Origin of the sequence: Rufibacter aurantiacus (assembly GCF_017916345.1) — a bacterium.
GTDB classification, from domain to species: domain Bacteria; phylum Bacteroidota; class Bacteroidia; order Cytophagales; family Hymenobacteraceae; genus Nibribacter; species Nibribacter roseolus.
This window is the reverse complement of record NZ_JAFMSV010000003.1, coordinates 397,699-416,644: the sequence shown is the minus strand read 5'-3', so window position 1 is coordinate 416,644 and position 18,946 is coordinate 397,699. Positions and strand designations below refer to the sequence as shown.

Below are 18,946 nucleotides of genomic sequence, written 5' to 3'. Positions count from 1 at the left end.
GACCATGAGATATACAACTAAATGGGCGGGTGTCTCTGCTCTCTTTTTATTAGGCTTGATACCGGCCGCTCAGGCACAGCAAACGGGTTGGGGCGAAGGAAACAAACTGGAAAGCACCGAAATTGTAGTTGAGAAGAACCGTACACTGGAGCTCCCGGAGGCCAATCGTAACTTTCAGAAGTTCCTCATTCAGCCACCCACTTTGGGAGACCGCAAGGTAACGTACCGCTTCAACGAGTACCGCTTACCTGAGCATTACATAAACCTGCCCATGAAGGTGCTGGCCATAGAGTCTGAGCAACTTTCCAAGCAATATGGCAATTACGTGAAAGGCGGTCTCGGGAACTATGGTACATTCTACGGGCAGGGCTATTTCCATAATACCCGAAACGACAAGTCTTCCTTCGGGGCGCAGGTAGGGCACCTTTCCTCGGCACACGGTCCCATTGAGAACTCCGGCTCGGCCAGTAGTTACGTTCAGGGCAACGGAGAACTTTACTATGGTCCGGTAGCTGTAGGGGGCCGGGTACGGTACGAGCGTGACCAGAACTATTTTTACGGAGGAAGCAATGTTTCAGAAGTTGATAAGAACTCTATCAAACAGGTATATAACCGATTTCTGGTAGAGGGTCACTTGAACAACTTAACGGATGTGAAGAACATCTTCCATTACGATGGAAAGGTAGGGCTCATTTACACAGGAGATGATTACAACGCCAAAGAGACGCACCTGTTCGGAAGGGTAGAAACGGCTTATGACCTGAGTACCGAATCAAAGATCAAAGTGGATCTGGACCTGGCCTACACCAGCCTGAAAGGCAATGATACCTATGGCCGCGGGTTCTTCAAGGTTCGTCCGGCGTATGCCCTGAAGATGGACCGTCTGGGTTTAATGCTGGGTGCCACTATCGCCTATACCGGTGACACGGTGAATGATGCCCGTAAATTCAACGTCTACCCGGCCCTGGAGGCAAATTACCAGGTGATCCAGGACAAGTTGACCATGTTTGTGGGGGCTGGCGGAGATTTGCAGCGCAACACGCTGTTCTCCCTAAGCAAAGAAAATCCCTGGCTGAACCAAAACCTGCAGATCGCGGACGTAAACAAAGGCCTGGAAATCTACGGCGGGGTGAACGGCAGCATCAGCAAATCTGTGAATTTCACGGGCAGGGTAGCCCTCCAGAACTACCGAAACCTGTACTTCTACAACAACTCGGTAACAGATTCGGCTAAGTTTGACCTGCTGTATGACGACGGGGTAACCAAGGTGTTCCAGTTCTTCGGGCAATTGACCTTTAACCAGTCAGAGGATTTAAGGCTGGGTGCCAAGGTGGAAAGCAACAACTACACAACTACCTCATTGCGTGAACCTTTCCATCGGCCAGACATGATCGCGACGGCCTTCGCCTCATATAATCTTTCTGACAAGATTCTCTTGAACAGTGAACTTTACTATATTAGCAGTTCGTTCGGGGAAATAACCCGTACAGATGGTACTAAGCTGCTGCAAGAGACAGACAACGTGGTGGACCTGAACCTGAAGGGCGATTATCGCTTCACGCCAAGGTTCTCTGCCTTCTTAATGGGTAATAACCTGCTGGGCAGCAAGTACCAACGTTTCGTGAATTATCCAACCCAAGTAATTTCCTTTATTGGTGGGGTTACCTATTCATTCTAAAAAAATATGGTTCAAAGCCACATAAAATCGCTGCTGTACGCCTATGACTGCGTAATCATCCCCAACTTTGGGGGGTTGATTACGCATTATACGCCAGCCAAAATCCATCCGGTGAAACACATGTTTTCGCCGCCTTCCAAAAGGGTTGCCTTCAATGAGCAACTGAAGGTGAATGATGGGCTTTTGATTTCCACCCTGGCCCAGAAACAGAAGTGGCCTATGCCGCAGGCCCAGCTGGCGGTAGCGGAATTTGTGACCGAACTGAAAGAACAACTCAGAACCCAGCACCGCTTTGAGCTGGAAGACGTAGGCGTGTTCCGCTATAACGCCGAGCATAAGCTGGTGTTTGAGAATCTGGAGAGCGACAACTTCCTAGAGCAGGCTTTTGGGTTACCGGAACTGGTTGCCAAACCTATTGCCGGTAAAGAGACGCTAATCCTCAGAGGTAAATACCAGGACCAGACTCTTCAACCCGAGGAAGGCAAAAAAGCAGGAAGCAAATTCCGGAAGCTATACCGCATTGGTGCCAGCCTGGTGGTGGGTTGCGTGTCTGTGGCTACCATTTACCTGCTGTCTATGCAGGGCGATGTGGCTTTAAGCTCCCTGAACCCTGTCTCTCTGTTGACCGGTTCTGAGAACGTGGCCTCGGTTCAGAAGGAAGAAACCCAAGTTCCTGAGGTAGATGCTTTTGAGCAAGCTCAGTTAACGGAACAATATAAGTCGGCTTTACCGGTAGATCCAACGCTAGAGGAGGAACTGGCAACTGAAGACTCTCTTTTGGCCTCTTTTCCAAAAACCAGCCCTGAAACGGTAACGGAAGAAAATAAACCGGCGGAAGCATTAGCTGCGGTGAAGGAAGAAGTTGCGGTTGCTACGGCTCCGAAGGTGACTGAACCTGCTCCTTTGAAAGAAGAAAAGGTAGCCGTGGCTAAACCAATAATTAAAAAGGCGGAAAAAGCAGAAGTTGCGGAGCCTGCTACAATTAAACGCAAGACCGGCCGTTTTTACATCATCATGGGCGTGTTCTCCTCTTCAAACGGATACGCGGCCATGCACCAGAAGCGCTTTGCTAAGAAAGGTCTGGAGGCTAAGATCATTACCTCCATCAATGATACCAAACACCAACGGGTTTCTGTAGCGGACTACGCCACTGAGGCCGAGGCCTTCGCTGCATTACCGGCGTTGCGCTCTAATATCAGCAATGAACTTTGGGTATATAACTATTAACATGAATTTCTTTCTCCTTCAGATTACCACCGCTACTGACACGGCGGTGAATGTTGCCTCTAATGCCGCAGCAACCGCAGAAGCTGCTCCATCTATTTCTCTTTTAGACATGGTTTGGCGTGGAGGTTGGGTTATGGTGCCTATTTTCATCCTGGCTTTTGCGGCGGTGTTTATCATGATTGAGCGTTACCTGGCCATTAAAAGAGCCAGCAGGGAGCCTGCCAGCTTCATGGACAACGTGAAGAACCTGGTGCTCAGAGGTGATTTACAGGGCGCTAAATTGCTTTGCATACAAACCTCTACTCCGCTGAGCCGCATGATTGAAAAGGGGATCCGCCGCATTGGCTCGCCTTTGAAAGATATTGAAACCTCTATAGAGGCCGTGGGTAGACTGGAAGTTTCCCGTCTGGAGAAGAACATCAGCATTTTGGGAATTATCGCCGGTATCGCTCCCATGCTTGGTTTCGTGGGTACCATCTCCGGGGTAATCAAAATCTTCTATCAAATCTCTGTTTCTAATGATTTCGGAATCAACCAAATTTCTGGTGGTTTGTATGAGAAACTGGTGACCTCGGCAGCAGGTCTTATCGTGGGGATCATCGCCCACATTGGTTACCATTACCTCAGCCTGATGGTGGACAGAGTGGTGTTCAAGATTGAGAACAACGCATTAGAATTTACAGACTTATTACAGGAGAACTAAGCTTATGAAGCTTCGCCAAAAAAGACACTCTACCTCGCACGTAGAGACAGGGGCCATGAACGACATCATGTTCTTCCTGTTGCTGTTCTTCCTGATCGCCTCTACCATGGCCAACCCAAACGCCGTGAAATTGCTTTTGCCTAGTGCCAAGTCCTCTAAAGAAGTGGCGCAGGAACCAATCAACGTATCGGTGACCTCCACGGGGGAGTATTTCGTCAACAAGCGCCCGGTGGCGCCTGAGAACCTGGAGATGGAATTGGCCAAGGAACTGACTGGCACAAATATTGAGAAAGCCACTGTGGTCTTGCGCGTGGATGCCTCTTTGAACGTACAGAAACTGGTAGACATTCTGGAGGTGGGTTCCAAGCTGAAGGTGAAAATGATTATGGCTACGCAAAGCCCAAGTGCCGCTTCCTGATTTAGTGTATGCAGAATTCAGTAGTTAAGAAAGATCAGCTGAAAGCCCTGGCAGGTACCATCCTTTTTTACATGGTGCTTTTCGCGGTCTTCTACTTTGTGATTTTCAAGTCGCCAGATCCGCCCTTGTCCGGAGGGGAAGGAATCGTGCTTAACTATGGCTTAGACGCCGAGGGCTTCGGGGATTTGCAGACCACGGCCAGCGCCAATGCCTCAGATAACCGGGAAGACAGCAAACCGGCCCGCCAACTGGACCAACCAGCAACTCCGGCGCCAACTCCGCAACCACAGGCTCCCGCTACTGAAACCCAACAGGAGAAAGTAGTAACCACTGATGACGAAGGCCCAGTTTCCATTCCGCCCAAGGAAGAAGCAAAACCGGTGACTACGGCCCGTGAAACCCCCAAGACCGAAGTAGCCAAGCCTACACCGGTAGTGGAGAAACCCAGAGCCCTGTACCCCGGAAAATCTACCACCGCAGGTGCTAACGGAACAAACGGTACCAGCAATAAACCCACCGGCAACAACAACGGGGACCGTCCCGGCAAAGTGGGCGACCAGGGTGATCCTAACGGCTCGCTTGACTCCCGGGCGCTTTACGGCACTCCCGGCAAGGGAAACGGCGGCGGTGGAGGTGGAAGCGGCTTGAACATGCCCGGCTGGCGTTACGACGTAGCCCCAAAACCAGACCCCTTTGATGATGAAACCGGGGTGGTGAAATTCCAGATTAAGATAGACGGGAACGGGGAACTGGTAAGTGTGAAAGTACTGGAAAGCAACGTAAGCCCTAAAGTAGTGAATTGGTATAAGGAGCAAGTACAGAGAACCTCTTTTAGCCGAACCACCGGAGGCAATGCCAGCGCAGGCGCTACCGGAACCATCACCTTTATTATAAGATCCAACTAAAGACGAACTTCGTGACGTACGAACAAGCCTTAGAATACCTATATCAGCAGTTGCCGATGTTTCACCGCATCGGCAACGCTGCTTTTAAGAAGAGCCTGGACAACATTGTGGCTCTCACTGATGCCTTAGATCAACCCCAGCACAAGTTCAAAACCGTGCACGTAGGCGGCACCAACGGCAAAGGCAGCTCGTCTTCCATGCTAGCTGCTGTGCTGCAAGCGGCAGGCTACAAAACAGGCCTGTACACTTCGCCCCACCTGAAGGAGTTCACCGAGCGCATCAGGGTGAACGGGGAGATGATCTCCCGCGAGAAAGTGGCCGCTTTCACCCAACAGCACCAGGCGCTGTTTGAAGAGGTGAAGCCTTCCTTTTTTGAAATGACGGTGGCCCTGGCCTTTGACTTTTTCGTGGAGGAGCAGGTAGACATCGCCATCATTGAAGTGGGTTTAGGAGGACGGTTAGATTCCACCAACATCATAACCCCGCTAGTATCGCTTATCACCAATATCGGGTTAGACCATCAGGCCCTGCTGGGGAACACTGTGCAGGAGATTGCCGGGGAGAAAGCCGGGATCATCAAACCCGGGGTGCCGGCGGTCATCAGCACCACCCAAACCTCGGTTTCAGGCATCTTTGAGGAAAAGAGCCGCCAAACCCAAAGCCCGCTCACCTTCGCCGACCAGACGTATCGGGTAGCATTGCAAGCTACCAAAGGCTTGTCTTCTTACTACGCTATCTATAAAGGAGATGACCTTTACCTGGATCAACTGGAGCTTTCACTGCTTGGGAGTTACCAGCGCTTTAACTTACCGGGTGTTCTGACTACCGTTGAAAACCTGAATGAGCAAGGCTTTACCATTACGGAAGCACACCTGCGCGAGGGCTTGCGCAATGTACAATCGCTTACCGGCTTGAAAGGCCGTTGGCAGGTGCTGGGGCAGCAGCCTCTGACCATCTGTGACACGGGCCACAACGTTGACGGGCTTCGGGCGGTAGTGACCCAACTGCTGGCCATGCAGCCCAATCAAGTACACTTTGTTTTTGGGGCCGTGAATGACAAGGACATTGCCAGTGTGTTGCGCTTGCTGCCTATTAGTTACCGTTACTATTTCTGCGAAGCCCATATCCCGAGGGCCTTGCCAGTACAAAAGCTTTGGGAGGAGGCGCAGTTTGCTGGCTTAAAAGGTGCTGCTTACCCCACCGTAGAAGACGCTATTCTGGCCGCCAAAGCCTTTGCCCAGGAAGATGAGGTAATTTTCATTGGCGGTAGTACCTTTGTGGTTGCAGAAATACCCGAACTATAATTAATGGGCAGAGGAAAACTAGAGAAATTTGCGGTGAATGCTACCCGGGCAAACGTGGTAGAACCAGGCAAAGAGAATTTTGAGAAACTGAAAGGCCACTGGAACCGCGACTTCTTTTTAAAGGAGCAACCGCTCATCTTGGAGGTAGGTTGCGGTAAAGGCGAGTACACCGTGGGCATGGCCCAGATGTTTCCCCACAAAAACTTTATCGGGATTGACATCAAAGGCAACCGTATCTGGAAGGGGAGCTCCCTGGCCGAGGAAGCCGGTCTATACAACGTAGGTTTCCTGCGCATCTTCCTGGAGAACCTGGACCAGCATTTCGGGGAGCAGGAGGTAGACGAGATCTGGATCACCTTCCCAGACCCGCAACCCCGCAAACGCGACATCAAACGCCGGCTCACGTCCCCGCGGTTCCTGGAGATGTACGAGCGCATCCTGAAACCCGGTGGCAAGCTCCACCTAAAAACAGATAGCGAGCTTCTTTTTGACTATTCCCTGGAAGTACTGCAGGAACGCAGAGCGCCTAAAATCCTTTACACCAAAGACCTGTACGAGTCTGACCTGCAGGAGCACACAATGGGCATCTACACTACTTTCGAGAAAAAGTACCTGGAACTGGGTGTTCCAATCAAATACCTGCAGTACCAGCTTTAATGTGCTTTCATTACTGTGCTAATGAGGTAAGGTGCTAAAGTGCTTATGGTGAAATGTGAAGATTTGGAAATGTGCTGGTGTGTAAATTTCTAAATAAGATGATCCTCTGATTAGCTTTTTGATTTAGCCATAGCATAGCAGGCAAGACTTGCAGCTCTCCAATGAGAAATCCCTTTTGGGCCTGTTTTCATGAAAACAGGCCCAAAAGGGATTTCTTTTTAAAGCGAAATTACTACTTAAGGAATGAAATGGGTGCGCTTAAATTTATCTGCACAATGGCATATTTTTTAAATCTTCAAATTCCCAAATTTTCAAATCTGAAAATTAGCACATCAGCACATTGAAAAATTAGCACATTACCCTAATCTTCTAGTTGTTCGAAAATCTCCTCCAGTTCATCGAAGTTCTTAAAGCCGGGACGGATTTCCGTGCCGCCTTTGAGGGCGATCCCGGCAGGGTGGATTTTCTCCAGGGCCTCACGGGTGTTTTCCTTGGTCAGCCCGAAGCCTAGTAGGATAGGGTACTTTTTGGAAATATCGCGCAGGAAACGGAGGTTGGTATTGTCTATGAAAGAAAAGTCCTCGGAGTCAATCAGGAAGTATTCTACGTGTTGATGGTAGGTCTCCATGGTGTTGAGGAGGTTTTCCTCTACGGTGTCTTTGTCAATGAGCACGCGCAGGATAATGGGTAAAGGCAGCTCGTCCAGTTCCTCTATAAAGTAAAGCCTGTTGAGTTGCAGCATGTCTACCTTATATTCCAGCAGCAATTCCTCTAATTCCTGCGCGGGCAGGTCAGTCACTTCGCCCACCAGTTTAACGCCGGAAACCCAACCTGAGATCTCCTTGAAAGCTGCCGGGGTAAGGTGCTGCGGGTGGCCAGGTTGCAAAGAAAAGCCCAACATTTCCACGCCCATTCCGGCGCAGTAGCGGGCATCACTTAAATTGGTAATCTGGTTTACAAGAACAATTGTATTAAGTGCCATGCTTGTTTTTTGCTTGTTTTCTGGGAAAGAGCCATAAAATGGGGGTTTCCGGGTCCAAAAGTAAGCTGTTTAGGTTATGCAGCCTACAACAGCTTCATAATTTTGCGCATTTCCGGCGCTGACCCTGGTCTGTGCACTGTTAAACTTATTTTTTGTCTTCAGGGTTTTAGAAGGAGCTTTAAGTAAGTACCTGATCCTCAGCGGACGCAAAAGCGCCTTAAATTCACTATATTTGCAGCATTGTTTTTCGGCGGGACTGTGAATCCCGTTTTATTTCAGAAAAAATGAGTTCAAAAGGAAGAGTATTGGTCGCTATGAGTGGCGGCATTGATTCCTCCGTGGCAGCGGTGCTGTTGCACGAGCAGGGATACGAAGTAGTGGGTATGACCATGAAAACCTGGGACTACTCCAGTTCCGGGGGAAGCAAAAAGGAGACCGGCTGCTGCAGCCTTGATTCCATCAACGATGCCCGTGACATCGCGGTGCAGTTGGGATTCCCGCACTACATCATTGACATTCGGGAAGAATTTGGTGATTACGTGATCAACCATTTCACCGATGAGTACATTGCTGGCCGCACGCCAAACCCTTGCGTGCTGTGCAACACCCACATCAAATGGGACGCTTTGCTGCGCCGCGCCGATAAACTGGGCTGTGATTTTATAGCCACCGGGCACTACACCAACATCCGTGAGGAGAACGGCCGCTTTGTCATCTCCAAAGGAAAAGACCACAACAAAGACCAATCTTACGCACTGTGGGGAATCTCGCAGGAGAGTTTGAGCCGCACTATTTTCCCGTTGGGCCAACTGCATAAAACTGAGATCCGGCAAATGGCCATGGACCGCGGTTTTGATGCGCTGGTGAAGAAAGCCGAGTCTTACGAGATCTGCTTTATCCCGGACAATGACTACCGTGGCTTCCTGAAAAGAAGAGTGCCCAACCTGCAGGCCGAAGTAGCCGGCGGTGAGTTTGTGCTTGAGGATGGCACCGTGGTAGGCAAACACGAAGGCTATCCGTTCTACACTATCGGGCAGCGGAAAGGGCTTGGCGTGGCCCTTGGTTACCCAGCGTTTGTAACCAGAATTGAGAAAGAAACGAATAGGGTAGTGCTGGGCAATTACGAGCAATTGGCGAAGAACGGCATGAACGTGGGCAAACTGAGCATGGTCAAGTACGAGAACCTGCACGGACTGCCGACCGAAACCATCACCAAAGTGCGTTACAATGACCCAGGCACCGCTGCCACCATTGAACAGGTAGGCGACAAAATGCTGGTAAAATTCCATGCGGGCGTGAATGCTATCGCTCCTGGCCAGGCCGCCGTTTTCTACGAAGGAGACGACGTGATTGGCGGTGGTTGGATTGAAACCAGCTTTATTGTAGACTAAGAAGTCAAACAGAATATATGAAACGAATCTTGCTCTTTGTGGTCCTGTTGACCAGCCTGCTTTCCTCCTGCGGAGATGATGAAATCACCAGAGACCCAAATAGCTTGGGTTACCAGTATTTCCCCCTTGAGGTGGGACGATTCTGGATCTTCAACGTCACAGAGAACGAGTATTCCAGAAACCAGGTCACCAAAACCACTACTTTCCAGACCCGTGAACTGATCAAGGACATTACCACCGACCAGACCGGTCGTGAGTGGTTCCGGGTAGAGGTTAGCCGCAGGAATTCTCCAGAAAGTGCCTGGACCGTTTCTGGCGTGAAGCTTATCTCCATGTCTTCCACTGATCTGCGCATCATGGAAAATAACCAGACCATGGTTCATATGGTATTCCCGGTGAAGGACGGGTATTCTTTTGTTTCCAATGCTTTCAAGAATGAAGACCACGAGAACCCGGTTTATTACACCTATGCCAATTTAGGGGACGCTTTCTCAGAAAACGGTAAAAACTATGAGAATACCTTAACCTTGGTGCAGGCTGAAAGTAAGAACACTATTGAACTGGAGAAAAGAAATGAGGTTCTGGCGTTAGGAGTTGGGTCGGTTAGCCGTACTAATACAGACTATACCTATTGCGAAGATTCCTCGGGCGCAAGCTGCCCTTATGGCGAGGACTACATCATAACCGGTTCAGACCGGGTAGAATCCCTGGAAAGTACCGGAAAAGTAGATTAAGCTCTTCTTGAACAAATAGACAAAGCCTCGTTGTGGTTTCCATGACGAGGCTTTTTTGTTTATCTCCATTCACCTCTTAATAGCGCTCGTTTAGGAAAAGGCGCGTTAAACCTTACACCGCTTAGAACCAGTATTATCCTACAGATTGCTTTTTGCGGCTAGAAAGTGTTGCTTTGCATAAATAGAAAATCTTCCCTGATGCCTCATTTAATTGCCCCTTCAGTCTTGGCCGCCAATTTTGGCCAGTTAGACCGTGATGTTGAAATGCTCAACCAAAGCGCTGCCGACTGGATCCACGTGGATGTAATGGACGGACGTTTTGTTCCTAATATCTCCTTCGGGTTTCCGGTGCTGCAAGCCATCCAGAAAGTGGCCCAAAAGCCTTTGGATGTTCACCTCATGATTGAGCACCCGGAGCAATACATTGAGCAATTCAGGGATGGCGGTGCCGATATTATCTCTGTGCATTATGAGGCTTGTCCGCACCTCCACCGCACCTTGCAGCAAATCAAAGCCAGTGGCGCCAAGGCAGGGGTGGCCTTGAACCCGCATACGCCGGTCTCTCTCCTGTCTGAGGTGATCCAGGACATTGACGTGGTGATCTTGATGTCTGTGAACCCTGGTTTTGGCGGGCAGAAGTTCATCTCTAATACCTACCAGAAAATCAAAGAACTGAAATCCCTTATAACCGCAAAGCAATCATCCTGTCTTATAGAAATTGATGGTGGGGTGAATGTAGAAAATGCGCCTTTGCTGCTGAACGCGGGGGCAGATGTGTTGGTGGCCGGGTCTTTTGTGTTCAACGCGCAGGATCCCACGCAAACCATCCAGGACCTGAAACAAATCTCCATTTAAAGGTCATGCGCATGCGGACGGGTTGGTGTTGGGTTTTCTTTTTTTTACTGAGTTTACCGGCCATGGCCCAACAGGCATACCTGCAGGGCATAGTGCAGGATGCTGCCCAAAAGCCTTTGGTTGGCGCTACCGTCGGTTTGCAGGGCCATGAGATTTCCACCATCTCAGATGCCCAAGGCAGGTTTACTTTAAAGCTTGAACCCAATACCAGGTACTGGTTAGTAGTGAGCTACATAGGTTACCAGACCAAACGCGAGGAAATCCAGTTGCTGCCCCAGGAAAGGAGATTTGTCACCGTGGAGTTGCAGGAAGAAAATAGCCAGATCTCCGAGGTCAGGATCAGGGGGCGAAATCTGGAAGACACCCGAGACCAGGTAAGTATTACCCGGCTGGATCCGCGCTTGACCCAGACTTTGCCAGCCCCTTTCCAGGAATTCAATAAAATATTGCTCACACTGCCTGGCGTTACCAGCAACAATGAACTGTCGTCCAGTTACTCAGTTAGGGGCGGCAATTTTGACGAGAACCTGGTATATGTGAATGGCATTGAGGTATACCGGCCTTTCCTCAACATCAGCGGCCAACAGGAAGGTCTCAGCTTCGTGAACCCTGATCTGGTGGAGGATGTCACGTTTTCCTCGGGTGGTTGGCAGCCCAAGTACGGCGATAAACTCTCCTCTGTCCTGGACATCCAGTACCGAACACCCACTAAATTCGCGGCTTCACTTTCGGGGAGCCTGACCGGCGGATCAGTGCACGCAGAAGGCATTGCCAGCAAAGGACGGCTTGGATACCTGGTAGGCGCCCGTTATAAAACCGCAGCCTACGTGTTGAACAGCCTGGAAGTGGAAGGTGATTACCGGCCTAAGTTCGGGGATGTGCAGACGTATCTAACTTATGACTTGTCTTCTGAAGAACACCGGAAGGCAGGATTGGAACCCAGAACACAGCTCAGCTTTTTAGGTAACGTAGCCAACAACAACTACCAGGTTCGTCCTGAGACCCGCGAAACCACCTTTGGGAACCAATTCCAGATGTTGCGCCTGCTGGTAGGTTATGACGGGCAGGAACAAATGCGCTACACCACTTACCAGGGCGGATTACGGCTGAAGCATGACTTCTCGCCAGAACTCCGGACGGAATTCATTTATTCTGGGTTGTACAGCCAGGAAAGAGAATTCCGTGATCTGGAAGCGGGATACCGGTTCTGTGACGCCATGCCTACGCCCGGGGTATCGCCTTTCAACCGGTGCGCCGGAGAAAGGGGAGTGGGAACGCGGTATGAGTACTCTCGTAATCGCTTGCGGGCGGCCCTACAGACGCTGGAATTCAGAACCACCTGGTCACCATCAACCAAAAACCAGTTCAGTGCCGGTATCAAAGGCAGCCGGGAGAACATCAGGGATGTCCTGAACGAGTACTCTTTCCAGGATTCCTCGGATTACGTCTTTAATCTTACCACCTTGCAAAACGAACAGGAATTGGCTTCCTGGCGCTACCAGGGTTTTGCCCAGCACCAATGGAACTTGGACAGCCTGAAGACCCTCACGTATGGTCTACGGTTCCATTATTGGTCGGTGAATAAGCAGCTTTCCGTGAGCCCCAGATTACAGTACGCCATGCAGTTCCCAAGTCTGCCGGACTGGTCTTTTAAGCTAGCCACAGGCCTGTACGTACAAGCACCGCTTTACCGGGAGCTGCGGAATGCCCAGGGAAACCTGATTACTGACCTGAGCAATCAGCAATCCTGGCACTTCATCTCGGGCACCGAGTATCGGTTTCAGAAATGGGGGCGGCCATTCAAATTGACCGCCGAAGCTTACTATAAGTACCTGCCTTCGGTGATTCCTTATGACCAGGACAACATGCGCATCCGGTATCTGCCGCAGATAAAGGCTACTGCTTATGCCATGGGCGTTGATGTGCGGGTGAACGGGGAATTTATCAAAGGAGAGGAATCCTGGTTTAGCTTGGGTTTGCTAAGAACGCGCGAGAATCTGTCGGGTGACTCCACCATTACCACCGACCCGGAGACAGGCCAAATAGTTAAGAAAGAACCTCGCGGTTATATCCGGAGGCCCACCGATCAGTTACTTAATTTCGGGGTTTACTTTCAGGACCATCTGCCAAACAACCCCACTTTGCGCATGTACCTGAACATGGTGTTCAGTACCGGATTGCCTTTCAGTCCGCCTGGTAACCTGAGCCTGAGAAGCGGTTTCCCTGGGCCGTCGTATAAACGGGTTGACATTGGTTTTTCTAAACTCATCACCATCAGGGGTACGGAGAACTCCAGCAATTTCGGTCTTAAAAGCCTTTGGTTGAGCCTGGAAGTCCTTAACCTTATTGCCGCCAACAACGTGATCTCTTACAACTACGTGCGGGATTATAATGGCATTACTTACGCCGTGCCTAATTACCTGACAGGCCGCTTGTTCAACCTTCGTTTTATAGCCAAACTGTAGAAAACGGCCTTCAAACAGGTTGATGATAAGGTTTGCCAATAGTTGGCAGTCTCTGGATAGAATAGATTTGAAAAATCCCCATGGTAATATTTAGGTCGCTGGCTCTGGTTTCCTTATTGGTGTTTTTTAGTTGTAATCAGAAAAACAAGGTAGAAACAGAAACCATTAGTCAAATTGATAGTCTTGCCTTGGCACAAGCTCAGAGTGGCAGGCAAAATTTTCAGGTGGTGGCTGCAGAAAAAGAAAGCAACACTGAGGCCGCGAAACCAAATGCATTGTATAAAGACGAAGAGGAAATCCAAAACCTGATAAGGCAAGCCTTGAGTTGGAGCAATTCAGAAAAGGCAATAACCCTGTTACCCGCCTTGACCGATGGCAAAGGGGCCGTTTACATAGGTTTTGATATGAGCATGCACAGATCTAATCTACAGAGTCTTAGAAAAACCGGGATATTTTCGGATGAGTTTATAGAGGATTATGATAGAATAATCCTGACGCTAAATAGGAAACTCAAAAACAAAGAATTGGATGAATGGCTGGTGGGCGAACTACCAACGTTTTCCTTTGCGAATGACGTAGATCCCTGGTGCCTATGTCAAGACGTTCCCTATGATAACCCCAACCCATGGGCCTTTGTTGAGGTAGAGGCATTGATATTGAAAGATAATGAAGGGAGCTTTCAGTGGAAATGGGGTAAACTTGGATTGAACCATTCCCCAAATTGGAAGGAATTCAGGTATAGATTTAAGGTTAAGAAATTAAATGGCCAGTGGAAAGTCTCTTACCTGGAGGGATTTGACTTTGAAAAAAGCACTAAATAAATCAAGGAATGCCAAAAACATATATGAAGAAGCCTCACTAGACTGAATTCGTCGTTGTCTACACCACGAAGGCAATATTCACCGTAAAAGCAGCGAGGCCGCCCAAGTAATGGACGGCCTCGCTGCTTTTACGCCAATTTTAAAAAATAGCCTAAAAACTAATTCACTGCAAAACGCTTTTCCTTCCAGAGAACGGCGGCGTCTTCAATTTCATCGGCGTATGCTTGATACGATTCTTTAGACAGCCTACCCAGTTTCTGTGCCTTCTTGTTCAACTCAAGAGCCTCAGCGTATTCGTGCTTTTGGGCCAGCAATTTGGCTTTAAGCCAGGTATTAAAGAAATTCTCTTCAATGTTGATGGACTTATTTATCCATTCAAGGGCTTGCTCATGGTCTGAGTTCTGCTGGAGGAGGTAACCAACAGCCTGGGCCAGAATAGCCCAATCAGTCGGCTTAGCCGAGGAGAGGGAATCTTTGATGAGTTTCAGGGTCTGGCTGTGCGCGTCTACCTTAATAGGGATAACCAGTTGCTTGTTTGCCCAGTTCAAAGAAAGGCGGCCGCTGTTTGGGGTAATGTCCTGAACGGTATACTGCAGGGTTTCATGGAAGACGGACCATTGCGGGGAAAACGGAATCCGGACCATATCCTGGCTTTGATCGTAGCCATCGGTACCCCACAGTCCTTTTTGCTTGCTCAAGATCAAAGACCAATTGGTAGAATCTGTTGGCAATACAAATAAGGTGTAAGTACCAGCCGGAATTTTCTCCTGGGCAATCTGGACCTCGGTACTGAACTTAATAGTGGTGGCTTCATTGGCACCGGCACGCCAGACTTTCCCGTAAGGAACCAGTTTGCCCCAAATTTCGCGGTTCTTCACGCCGGGGGCGCCATAGTTGATGGTGATATCGGTGACTCCAATGGTGTAGGTAAGGTTGGCTCTTGGACTAGCCTGAGGTAATTTGAGCATAGTCTGGGCAAAGCCAGAGACGGTAAAGAAAAGGAGTGTGACCGCTATCAGGTATTTTCGCATAGTAATTACGGGTTGAACACTAAAACAGAACTGCTGCAACTTTTAGTCAGAAGCAAAAGGCAAACCAAATCGCCAATTTAGTTTATCCTTTTTCATGTTTAAATTGTAAAATACAAATATTACGTATTTAACTGAAGAAAACAAGTCAAAAAAGAAGACGTATCTATTTGATTAAAGGGAGAACGTACTACCTTTGGACTACATTATGAGCAGCACCTACAAAAATATTTCCCTTTCAAAAGCCGCAACCGCGGTTCATGGGGTGCATTGCCATCTTTTCCATCATTCCTCTTAGGAGGAATTATATCATCATATCGTCCATTCAGGGGCAGGGCCCCATTTAAGCCGTCGCTTTTCTCAGAGATCAGCGAATCAGCTACTATCTTTGTTTCTTCTTCTACGCTTTCAAAAGCACTTACATAATTTATGATTCGGCTAGCCATCCAGAAATCCGGGCGCCTTTCAGAGGACTCTTTGAAACTGATCCGTGAATGCGGCATCTCCTTTATCAGTACTTCTTCCAAACTCAAGACCGAAGCCACCAATTTTCCGCTTGAAATTCTGTTCCTGCGCGATGATGACATTCCCGGCTACGTAGCCGACGGTGTAGCCGACATAGGAATAGTGGGCCAGAATGTTCTGGTGGAGGAGGGTTTGCAGGAGTTGTCTGTCAAGAACCTGGGCTTCAGCAAGTGCCGTTTGTCCCTGGCGGTGTCTAAAGGAGATACTTACACCGATGTCACCTCTTTGCAGGGAAAGAACATTGCTACTTCTTACCCCAACCTGTTGCAGGAATTTTTAACTTCTAAAGGCGTACAAGCCGATATTCATACCATCAGCGGCTCGGTGGAGATTGCCCCTAGCATTGGCCTGGCAGATGCGGTGTGTGACATTGTTTCTTCGGGCTCTACTTTGATCAGCAACGGTCTGCGCGAGGTGGAAACGGTTTTCAAATCTGAAGCTGTTCTAATCGCTAACCAAAACCTGCATCAGGAGAAGAACCGCCTTTTGCAGCAGCTATTGTTTAGGATGGAAGCGGTACAGAAAGCGCAGAAGTCTAAGTACGTGGTGTTGAACGCACCAAACTCGGCCATTCCGCAGATCAAGCCGCTGTTGCCAGGCATTAAATCACCCACCATTATTCCGTTAGCCGAAGAAGGCTGGAGCTCGCTGCACTCGGTGGTGAACGAAGATGATTTCTGGGATATTATCCAGAAGCTGAAAGAAGCAGGGGCGGAGGGTATCTTGGTGGTTCCAATTGAAAAGATGATTGGGTAAGCATGAAAACCTTTCTATATCCTAAACAAGAGGAATGGGCAGCTCTTACTCAGCGTCCGGTTCAAAAGCTGGACCAGTTGCGAGCAGGCGTGCAGCAGACCTTTGACCTGGTTCAGCAACGCGGAGATGCAGCTCTTATTGAGTTAGCGGCCAAATTTGATAAGGCCACGCTGCAAAGCGTTTGGGTAACCGAGGAAGAAGTTGCCGCTGCCATTCCGCAAGTATCTGAAGAGTTAAAGGAAGCTATTGATTTAGCATACAGTAATATACAGCGTTTTCATGAAGCCCAGCGTGAACCGGTTCAACAAGTAGAAACCATGGCAGGGGTTACTTGTTGGAGAAAGTCAGTTGGTATCCAGAAGGTTGGTTTGTACATCCCGGGTGGTTCTGCACCTTTGTTCTCTACGCTGCTCATGCTTGGTATTCCCGCCCAGATTGCCGGTTGCCGCGAAATCATTCTTTCTACTCCGCCCAGCGCAGACGGTTCTATCAACGCCACCATTCTCTTTACCGCCAACAGACTTGGCATTAAACGCATCCTGAAAGCAGGTGGAGCGCAGGCCATTGCCGCTATGGCATTCGGGACGGAAACGGTACCGGCTGTAGATAAAATTTTCGGACCGGGTAACCAGTATGTAACCGCAGCTAAGCAAATGGTGACGCAAATGGGAGTAGCCATTGATATGCCGGCAGGTCCTTCTGAAGTATTGGTGATTGCCGATGACTCTGCTTATCCAGACTTTGTAGCTGCCGACTTACTTTCACAGGCAGAACACGGTCCGGACTCACAGGTTGTTTTTGTCACGAATTCCGAAAACCAGCTGAAAAACGTACAGGCTGCCGTAGCAGATCAGGTAGCTAAATTACCTCGCCAAACAGTGGCGGAACAAGCATTGTGTAACAGTATTGGGGTAGTAGTAAACACCCTAGAAGAAGCGTTAGCTTTCTCAAATCTGTATGCACCAGAGCACCTGATTCTCTCTGTAGAAGCGCCAGAAGTATTAGCTGAAGGAGTAACTCAAGCAGGCTCTGTCTTCATGGGTCACTTTAGTCCAGAGTCGGTAGGTGACTATGCCTCAGGAACTAACCACACGCTACCTACTAATGGCTATGCCCGAAATTATAGCGGTGTTTCTCTGGATAGCTTCGTGAAGAAGATTACGTTCCAGCAACTAACCCGTGAAGGTTTGGAGCGCATAGGACCTGCCGTAGAAACCATGGCCGAAGCAGAAGGGTTGCACGCCCATAAAAATGCAGTGACGGTTAGATTGAGTAAAATTTGAAGATTTGTAGATGTGTAGATTAGAAAACAGATTCTCACATCATGAATAATGCTACTAGAATTAATTGAAACAAGATATGGAGAAGGAGAAACAAGATGAATCATCTTCAAATTTCCCCATCTCCAAATCTTCAAATCAGTAATCATGTTTTCAATAGATAATTTAATTCGTCCGCACCTGAAGTCACTGAAGCCATATTCCTCGGCGCGTGATGAGTTTGAAGGCGAAGCCAGCGTCTATCTGGACGCAAACGAAAATAACCTGGGCAGTCTGGCAGGAGGCGTAGATTACAACCGCTACCCAGATCCTTACCAGAAAACCATTAAAGAAAAGCTGTCTAAGCTGAAAGGTGTAAGACCAGAGCAAATCTTCATAGGCAACGGTTCAGACGAAGCTATTGACTTGCTGATGCGTCTGGTATGTGAGCCTGGTCGTGATGAGGTGTTGTTGTTACCTCCAACCTACGGCATGTACGAGGTAAGCGCCAACATCCACAACATAGGCATTCTGCGTGTACCATTAAATGAGCATTTTCAGCCTGTTTTCGAGAAAATAGCCGAAAAGCAAACCGAGCGCACCAAGATTCTTTTCCTGTGCTCACCTAATAACCCCACCGGAAATATTCTGGAGCCAGCCACCATAGAGAAGCTTATCCGTTCTTTCAAAGGTTTGGTAGTGGTCGATGAAGCCTATATTGACTTCACTAATTCACCTAGCTGGATTACCCGTTTAGACGAGTTCCCGAACCTGATGGTGATGCAGACACTTTCCAAAGCCTGGGGAATGGCCGGCCTTCGTTTGGGAATGGCTTTCGCTTCGCCGGAAATCATTAGCTACCTGAACAAAATTAAGCCGCCATATAACATCAATGTGGTGACGCAGGAGCTGGTAAGTGCTGCTTTAGATAAAACCGCACAACTAGAGGATATGCTGCAAGTTATCCTCCAGGAACGTACTCGTTTGATGGAAGCTTTTGCAGAACTTCCGCTGATTGAGAAAGTGTACCCATCAGATGCCAACTTTGTGCTGGTACAGGTGCCGAACGCCAATGAACTGTACGTTTACTTGCTAGAGCGTGGCGTAGTAGTTCGTAACCGTTCTACCCAACCGGGTTGTGCCAATTGCCTTCGCATTACCATAGGCACCCCTGCTGAAAACGATAATCTTTTAGAATCACTGAACGCTTATTCCGCTCAAGAAGCCACTCTGTAAAC

General features: G+C 48.9%; 17 protein-coding genes. 15 read left to right on the top strand and 2 right to left on the bottom strand.

Translation table 11 applies throughout. From position 1 onward, the window contains the following. The first annotated feature begins 4 nt into the window (after positions 1 to 4). From J3P34_RS12315 to trmB, 7 genes are read left to right on the top strand one after another with little or no spacing between them, the layout of a single operon-like run. The gene (locus J3P34_RS12315; protein WP_210488985.1) at positions 5 to 1,678 is read left to right on the top strand and encodes a TonB-dependent receptor; all 1,674 of its coding nucleotides are present in this window, start codon (positions 5 to 7) and stop codon (positions 1,676 to 1,678) included. Between the two features lie 6 nt (positions 1,679 to 1,684). Then, positions 1,685 to 2,905, top strand: a complete 1,221-nt coding sequence (locus J3P34_RS12310; protein WP_210488984.1) for an HU domain-containing protein — start codon at positions 1,685 to 1,687, stop codon at positions 2,903 to 2,905. 1 nt (position 2,906) lies between these two features. After that, entirely contained in the window at positions 2,907 to 3,608 is a 702-nt protein-coding gene (locus J3P34_RS12305) for a MotA/TolQ/ExbB proton channel family protein (RefSeq protein ID WP_246850199.1), read from the top strand. A 4-nt stretch (positions 3,609 to 3,612) separates the two neighbouring features. Beyond that, positions 3,613 to 4,026 (top strand): ExbD/TolR family protein, encoded by a 414-nt coding sequence (locus tag J3P34_RS12300; protein WP_210464963.1) that lies wholly within the window; start codon positions 3,613 to 3,615, stop codon positions 4,024 to 4,026. 8 nt (positions 4,027 to 4,034) lie between these two features. Then, positions 4,035 to 4,931, top strand: a complete 897-nt coding sequence (locus tag J3P34_RS12295) for a hypothetical protein (RefSeq protein ID WP_210488983.1) — start codon at positions 4,035 to 4,037, stop codon at positions 4,929 to 4,931. 11 nt (positions 4,932 to 4,942) lie between these two features. After that, a complete protein-coding gene (locus tag J3P34_RS12290) occupies positions 4,943 to 6,235 on the top strand; it encodes a bifunctional folylpolyglutamate synthase/dihydrofolate synthase (RefSeq protein WP_345890360.1) in 1,293 nt (430 codons plus the stop codon). 3 nt (positions 6,236 to 6,238) lie between these two features. Next, on the top strand, positions 6,239 to 6,892 hold the full coding sequence (trmB, locus tag J3P34_RS12285) for a tRNA (guanosine(46)-N7)-methyltransferase TrmB (protein ID WP_210488982.1): 654 nt from the start codon (positions 6,239 to 6,241) through the stop codon (positions 6,890 to 6,892). A 361-nt stretch (positions 6,893 to 7,253) separates the two neighbouring features. Here trmB and trpF read toward each other — a convergent pair whose 3' ends face one another. Next, positions 7,254 to 7,874 carry a phosphoribosylanthranilate isomerase gene (gene trpF / locus J3P34_RS12280; protein WP_210488981.1) on the bottom strand — a complete coding sequence of 207 codons (621 nt, stop codon included), beginning with the start codon at positions 7,872 to 7,874 and terminating at the stop codon, positions 7,254 to 7,256. A gap of 284 nt (positions 7,875 to 8,158) precedes the next feature. On the opposite strand from trpF, the gene mnmA reads away from it, so the two are divergent. The 5 genes from mnmA to J3P34_RS12255 all read left to right on the top strand — a co-directional run bounded on the left by mnmA (position 8,159) and on the right by J3P34_RS12255 (position 14,140). Continuing rightward, complete coding sequence (gene mnmA, locus J3P34_RS12275) at positions 8,159 to 9,265, top strand: tRNA 2-thiouridine(34) synthase MnmA (protein WP_210488980.1); 1,107 nt, start codon at positions 8,159 to 8,161, stop codon at positions 9,263 to 9,265. Positions 9,266 to 9,282: 17 nt separating this feature from the next. Continuing rightward, positions 9,283 to 9,999, top strand: a complete 717-nt coding sequence (locus J3P34_RS12270; RefSeq protein WP_210488979.1) for a hypothetical protein — start codon at positions 9,283 to 9,285, stop codon at positions 9,997 to 9,999. Positions 10,000 to 10,197: 198 nt separating this feature from the next. After that, a complete protein-coding gene (gene rpe / locus J3P34_RS12265) occupies positions 10,198 to 10,854 on the top strand; it encodes a ribulose-phosphate 3-epimerase (protein ID WP_210488978.1) in 657 nt (218 codons plus the stop codon). A 62-nt stretch (positions 10,855 to 10,916) separates the two neighbouring features. After that, entirely contained in the window at positions 10,917 to 13,319 is a 2,403-nt protein-coding gene (locus J3P34_RS12260) for a TonB-dependent receptor (RefSeq protein WP_246853691.1), read from the top strand. Between the two features lie 80 nt (positions 13,320 to 13,399). Then, entirely contained in the window at positions 13,400 to 14,140 is a 741-nt protein-coding gene (locus tag J3P34_RS12255) for a hypothetical protein (RefSeq protein WP_210488977.1), read from the top strand. Positions 14,141 to 14,298: 158 nt separating this feature from the next. Here J3P34_RS12255 and J3P34_RS12250 read toward each other — a convergent pair whose 3' ends face one another. Further along, positions 14,299 to 15,171 carry a DUF2911 domain-containing protein gene (locus tag J3P34_RS12250; protein WP_210488976.1) on the bottom strand — a complete coding sequence of 291 codons (873 nt, stop codon included), beginning with the start codon at positions 15,169 to 15,171 and terminating at the stop codon, positions 14,299 to 14,301. Positions 15,172 to 15,597: 426 nt separating this feature from the next. Between J3P34_RS12250 and hisG the strand changes: the two genes are divergently transcribed. From hisG to hisC, 3 genes are all read left to right on the top strand, one after another. After that, entirely contained in the window at positions 15,598 to 16,449 is an 852-nt protein-coding gene (gene hisG, locus J3P34_RS12245; protein ID WP_210488975.1) for an ATP phosphoribosyltransferase, read from the top strand. A 2-nt stretch (positions 16,450 to 16,451) separates the two neighbouring features. Beyond that, the gene (hisD, locus tag J3P34_RS12240) at positions 16,452 to 17,732 is read left to right on the top strand and encodes a histidinol dehydrogenase (RefSeq protein ID WP_210488974.1); all 1,281 of its coding nucleotides are present in this window, start codon (positions 16,452 to 16,454) and stop codon (positions 17,730 to 17,732) included. A gap of 144 nt (positions 17,733 to 17,876) precedes the next feature. Next, a complete protein-coding gene (gene hisC / locus J3P34_RS12235; protein ID WP_210488973.1) occupies positions 17,877 to 18,944 on the top strand; it encodes a histidinol-phosphate transaminase in 1,068 nt (355 codons plus the stop codon). Positions 18,945 to 18,946 lie beyond the last annotated feature (2 nt).

What these genes read in the sequence shown, in the direction of transcription:
- J3P34_RS12300 (WP_210464963.1), top strand. Translation starts at nt 3,613, where the DNA reads ATGAAGCTTCGCCAAAAAAGACACTCTACCTCGCACGTAGAGACAGGG.
- mnmA (WP_210488980.1), top strand. Translation starts at nt 8,159, where the DNA reads ATGAGTTCAAAAGGAAGAGTATTGGTCGCTATGAGTGGCGGCATTGAT.
- hisD (WP_210488974.1), top strand. Translation starts at nt 16,452, where the DNA reads ATGAAAACCTTTCTATATCCTAAACAAGAGGAATGGGCAGCTCTTACT.
- rpe (WP_210488978.1), top strand. Translation starts at nt 10,198, where the DNA reads ATGCCTCATTTAATTGCCCCTTCAGTCTTGGCCGCCAATTTTGGCCAG.
- J3P34_RS12270 (WP_210488979.1), top strand. Translation starts at nt 9,283, where the DNA reads ATGAAACGAATCTTGCTCTTTGTGGTCCTGTTGACCAGCCTGCTTTCC.
- J3P34_RS12260 (WP_246853691.1), top strand. Translation starts at nt 10,917, where the DNA reads ATGGCCCAACAGGCATACCTGCAGGGCATAGTGCAGGATGCTGCCCAA.
- J3P34_RS12305 (WP_246850199.1), top strand. Translation starts at nt 2,907, where the DNA reads ATGAATTTCTTTCTCCTTCAGATTACCACCGCTACTGACACGGCGGTG.
- J3P34_RS12295 (WP_210488983.1), top strand. Translation starts at nt 4,035, where the DNA reads ATGCAGAATTCAGTAGTTAAGAAAGATCAGCTGAAAGCCCTGGCAGGT.
- J3P34_RS12310 (WP_210488984.1), top strand. Translation starts at nt 1,685, where the DNA reads ATGGTTCAAAGCCACATAAAATCGCTGCTGTACGCCTATGACTGCGTA.
- trpF (WP_210488981.1), bottom strand. Translation starts at nt 7,874, where the DNA reads ATGGCACTTAATACAATTGTTCTTGTAAACCAGATTACCAATTTAAGT.
- trmB (WP_210488982.1), top strand. Translation starts at nt 6,239, where the DNA reads ATGGGCAGAGGAAAACTAGAGAAATTTGCGGTGAATGCTACCCGGGCA.
- hisG (WP_210488975.1), top strand. Translation starts at nt 15,598, where the DNA reads ATGATTCGGCTAGCCATCCAGAAATCCGGGCGCCTTTCAGAGGACTCT.
- J3P34_RS12255 (WP_210488977.1), top strand. Translation starts at nt 13,400, where the DNA reads ATGGTAATATTTAGGTCGCTGGCTCTGGTTTCCTTATTGGTGTTTTTT.
- J3P34_RS12250 (WP_210488976.1), bottom strand. Translation starts at nt 15,171, where the DNA reads ATGCGAAAATACCTGATAGCGGTCACACTCCTTTTCTTTACCGTCTCT.
- J3P34_RS12315 (WP_210488985.1), top strand. Translation starts at nt 5, where the DNA reads ATGAGATATACAACTAAATGGGCGGGTGTCTCTGCTCTCTTTTTATTA.
- hisC (WP_210488973.1), top strand. Translation starts at nt 17,877, where the DNA reads ATGTTTTCAATAGATAATTTAATTCGTCCGCACCTGAAGTCACTGAAG.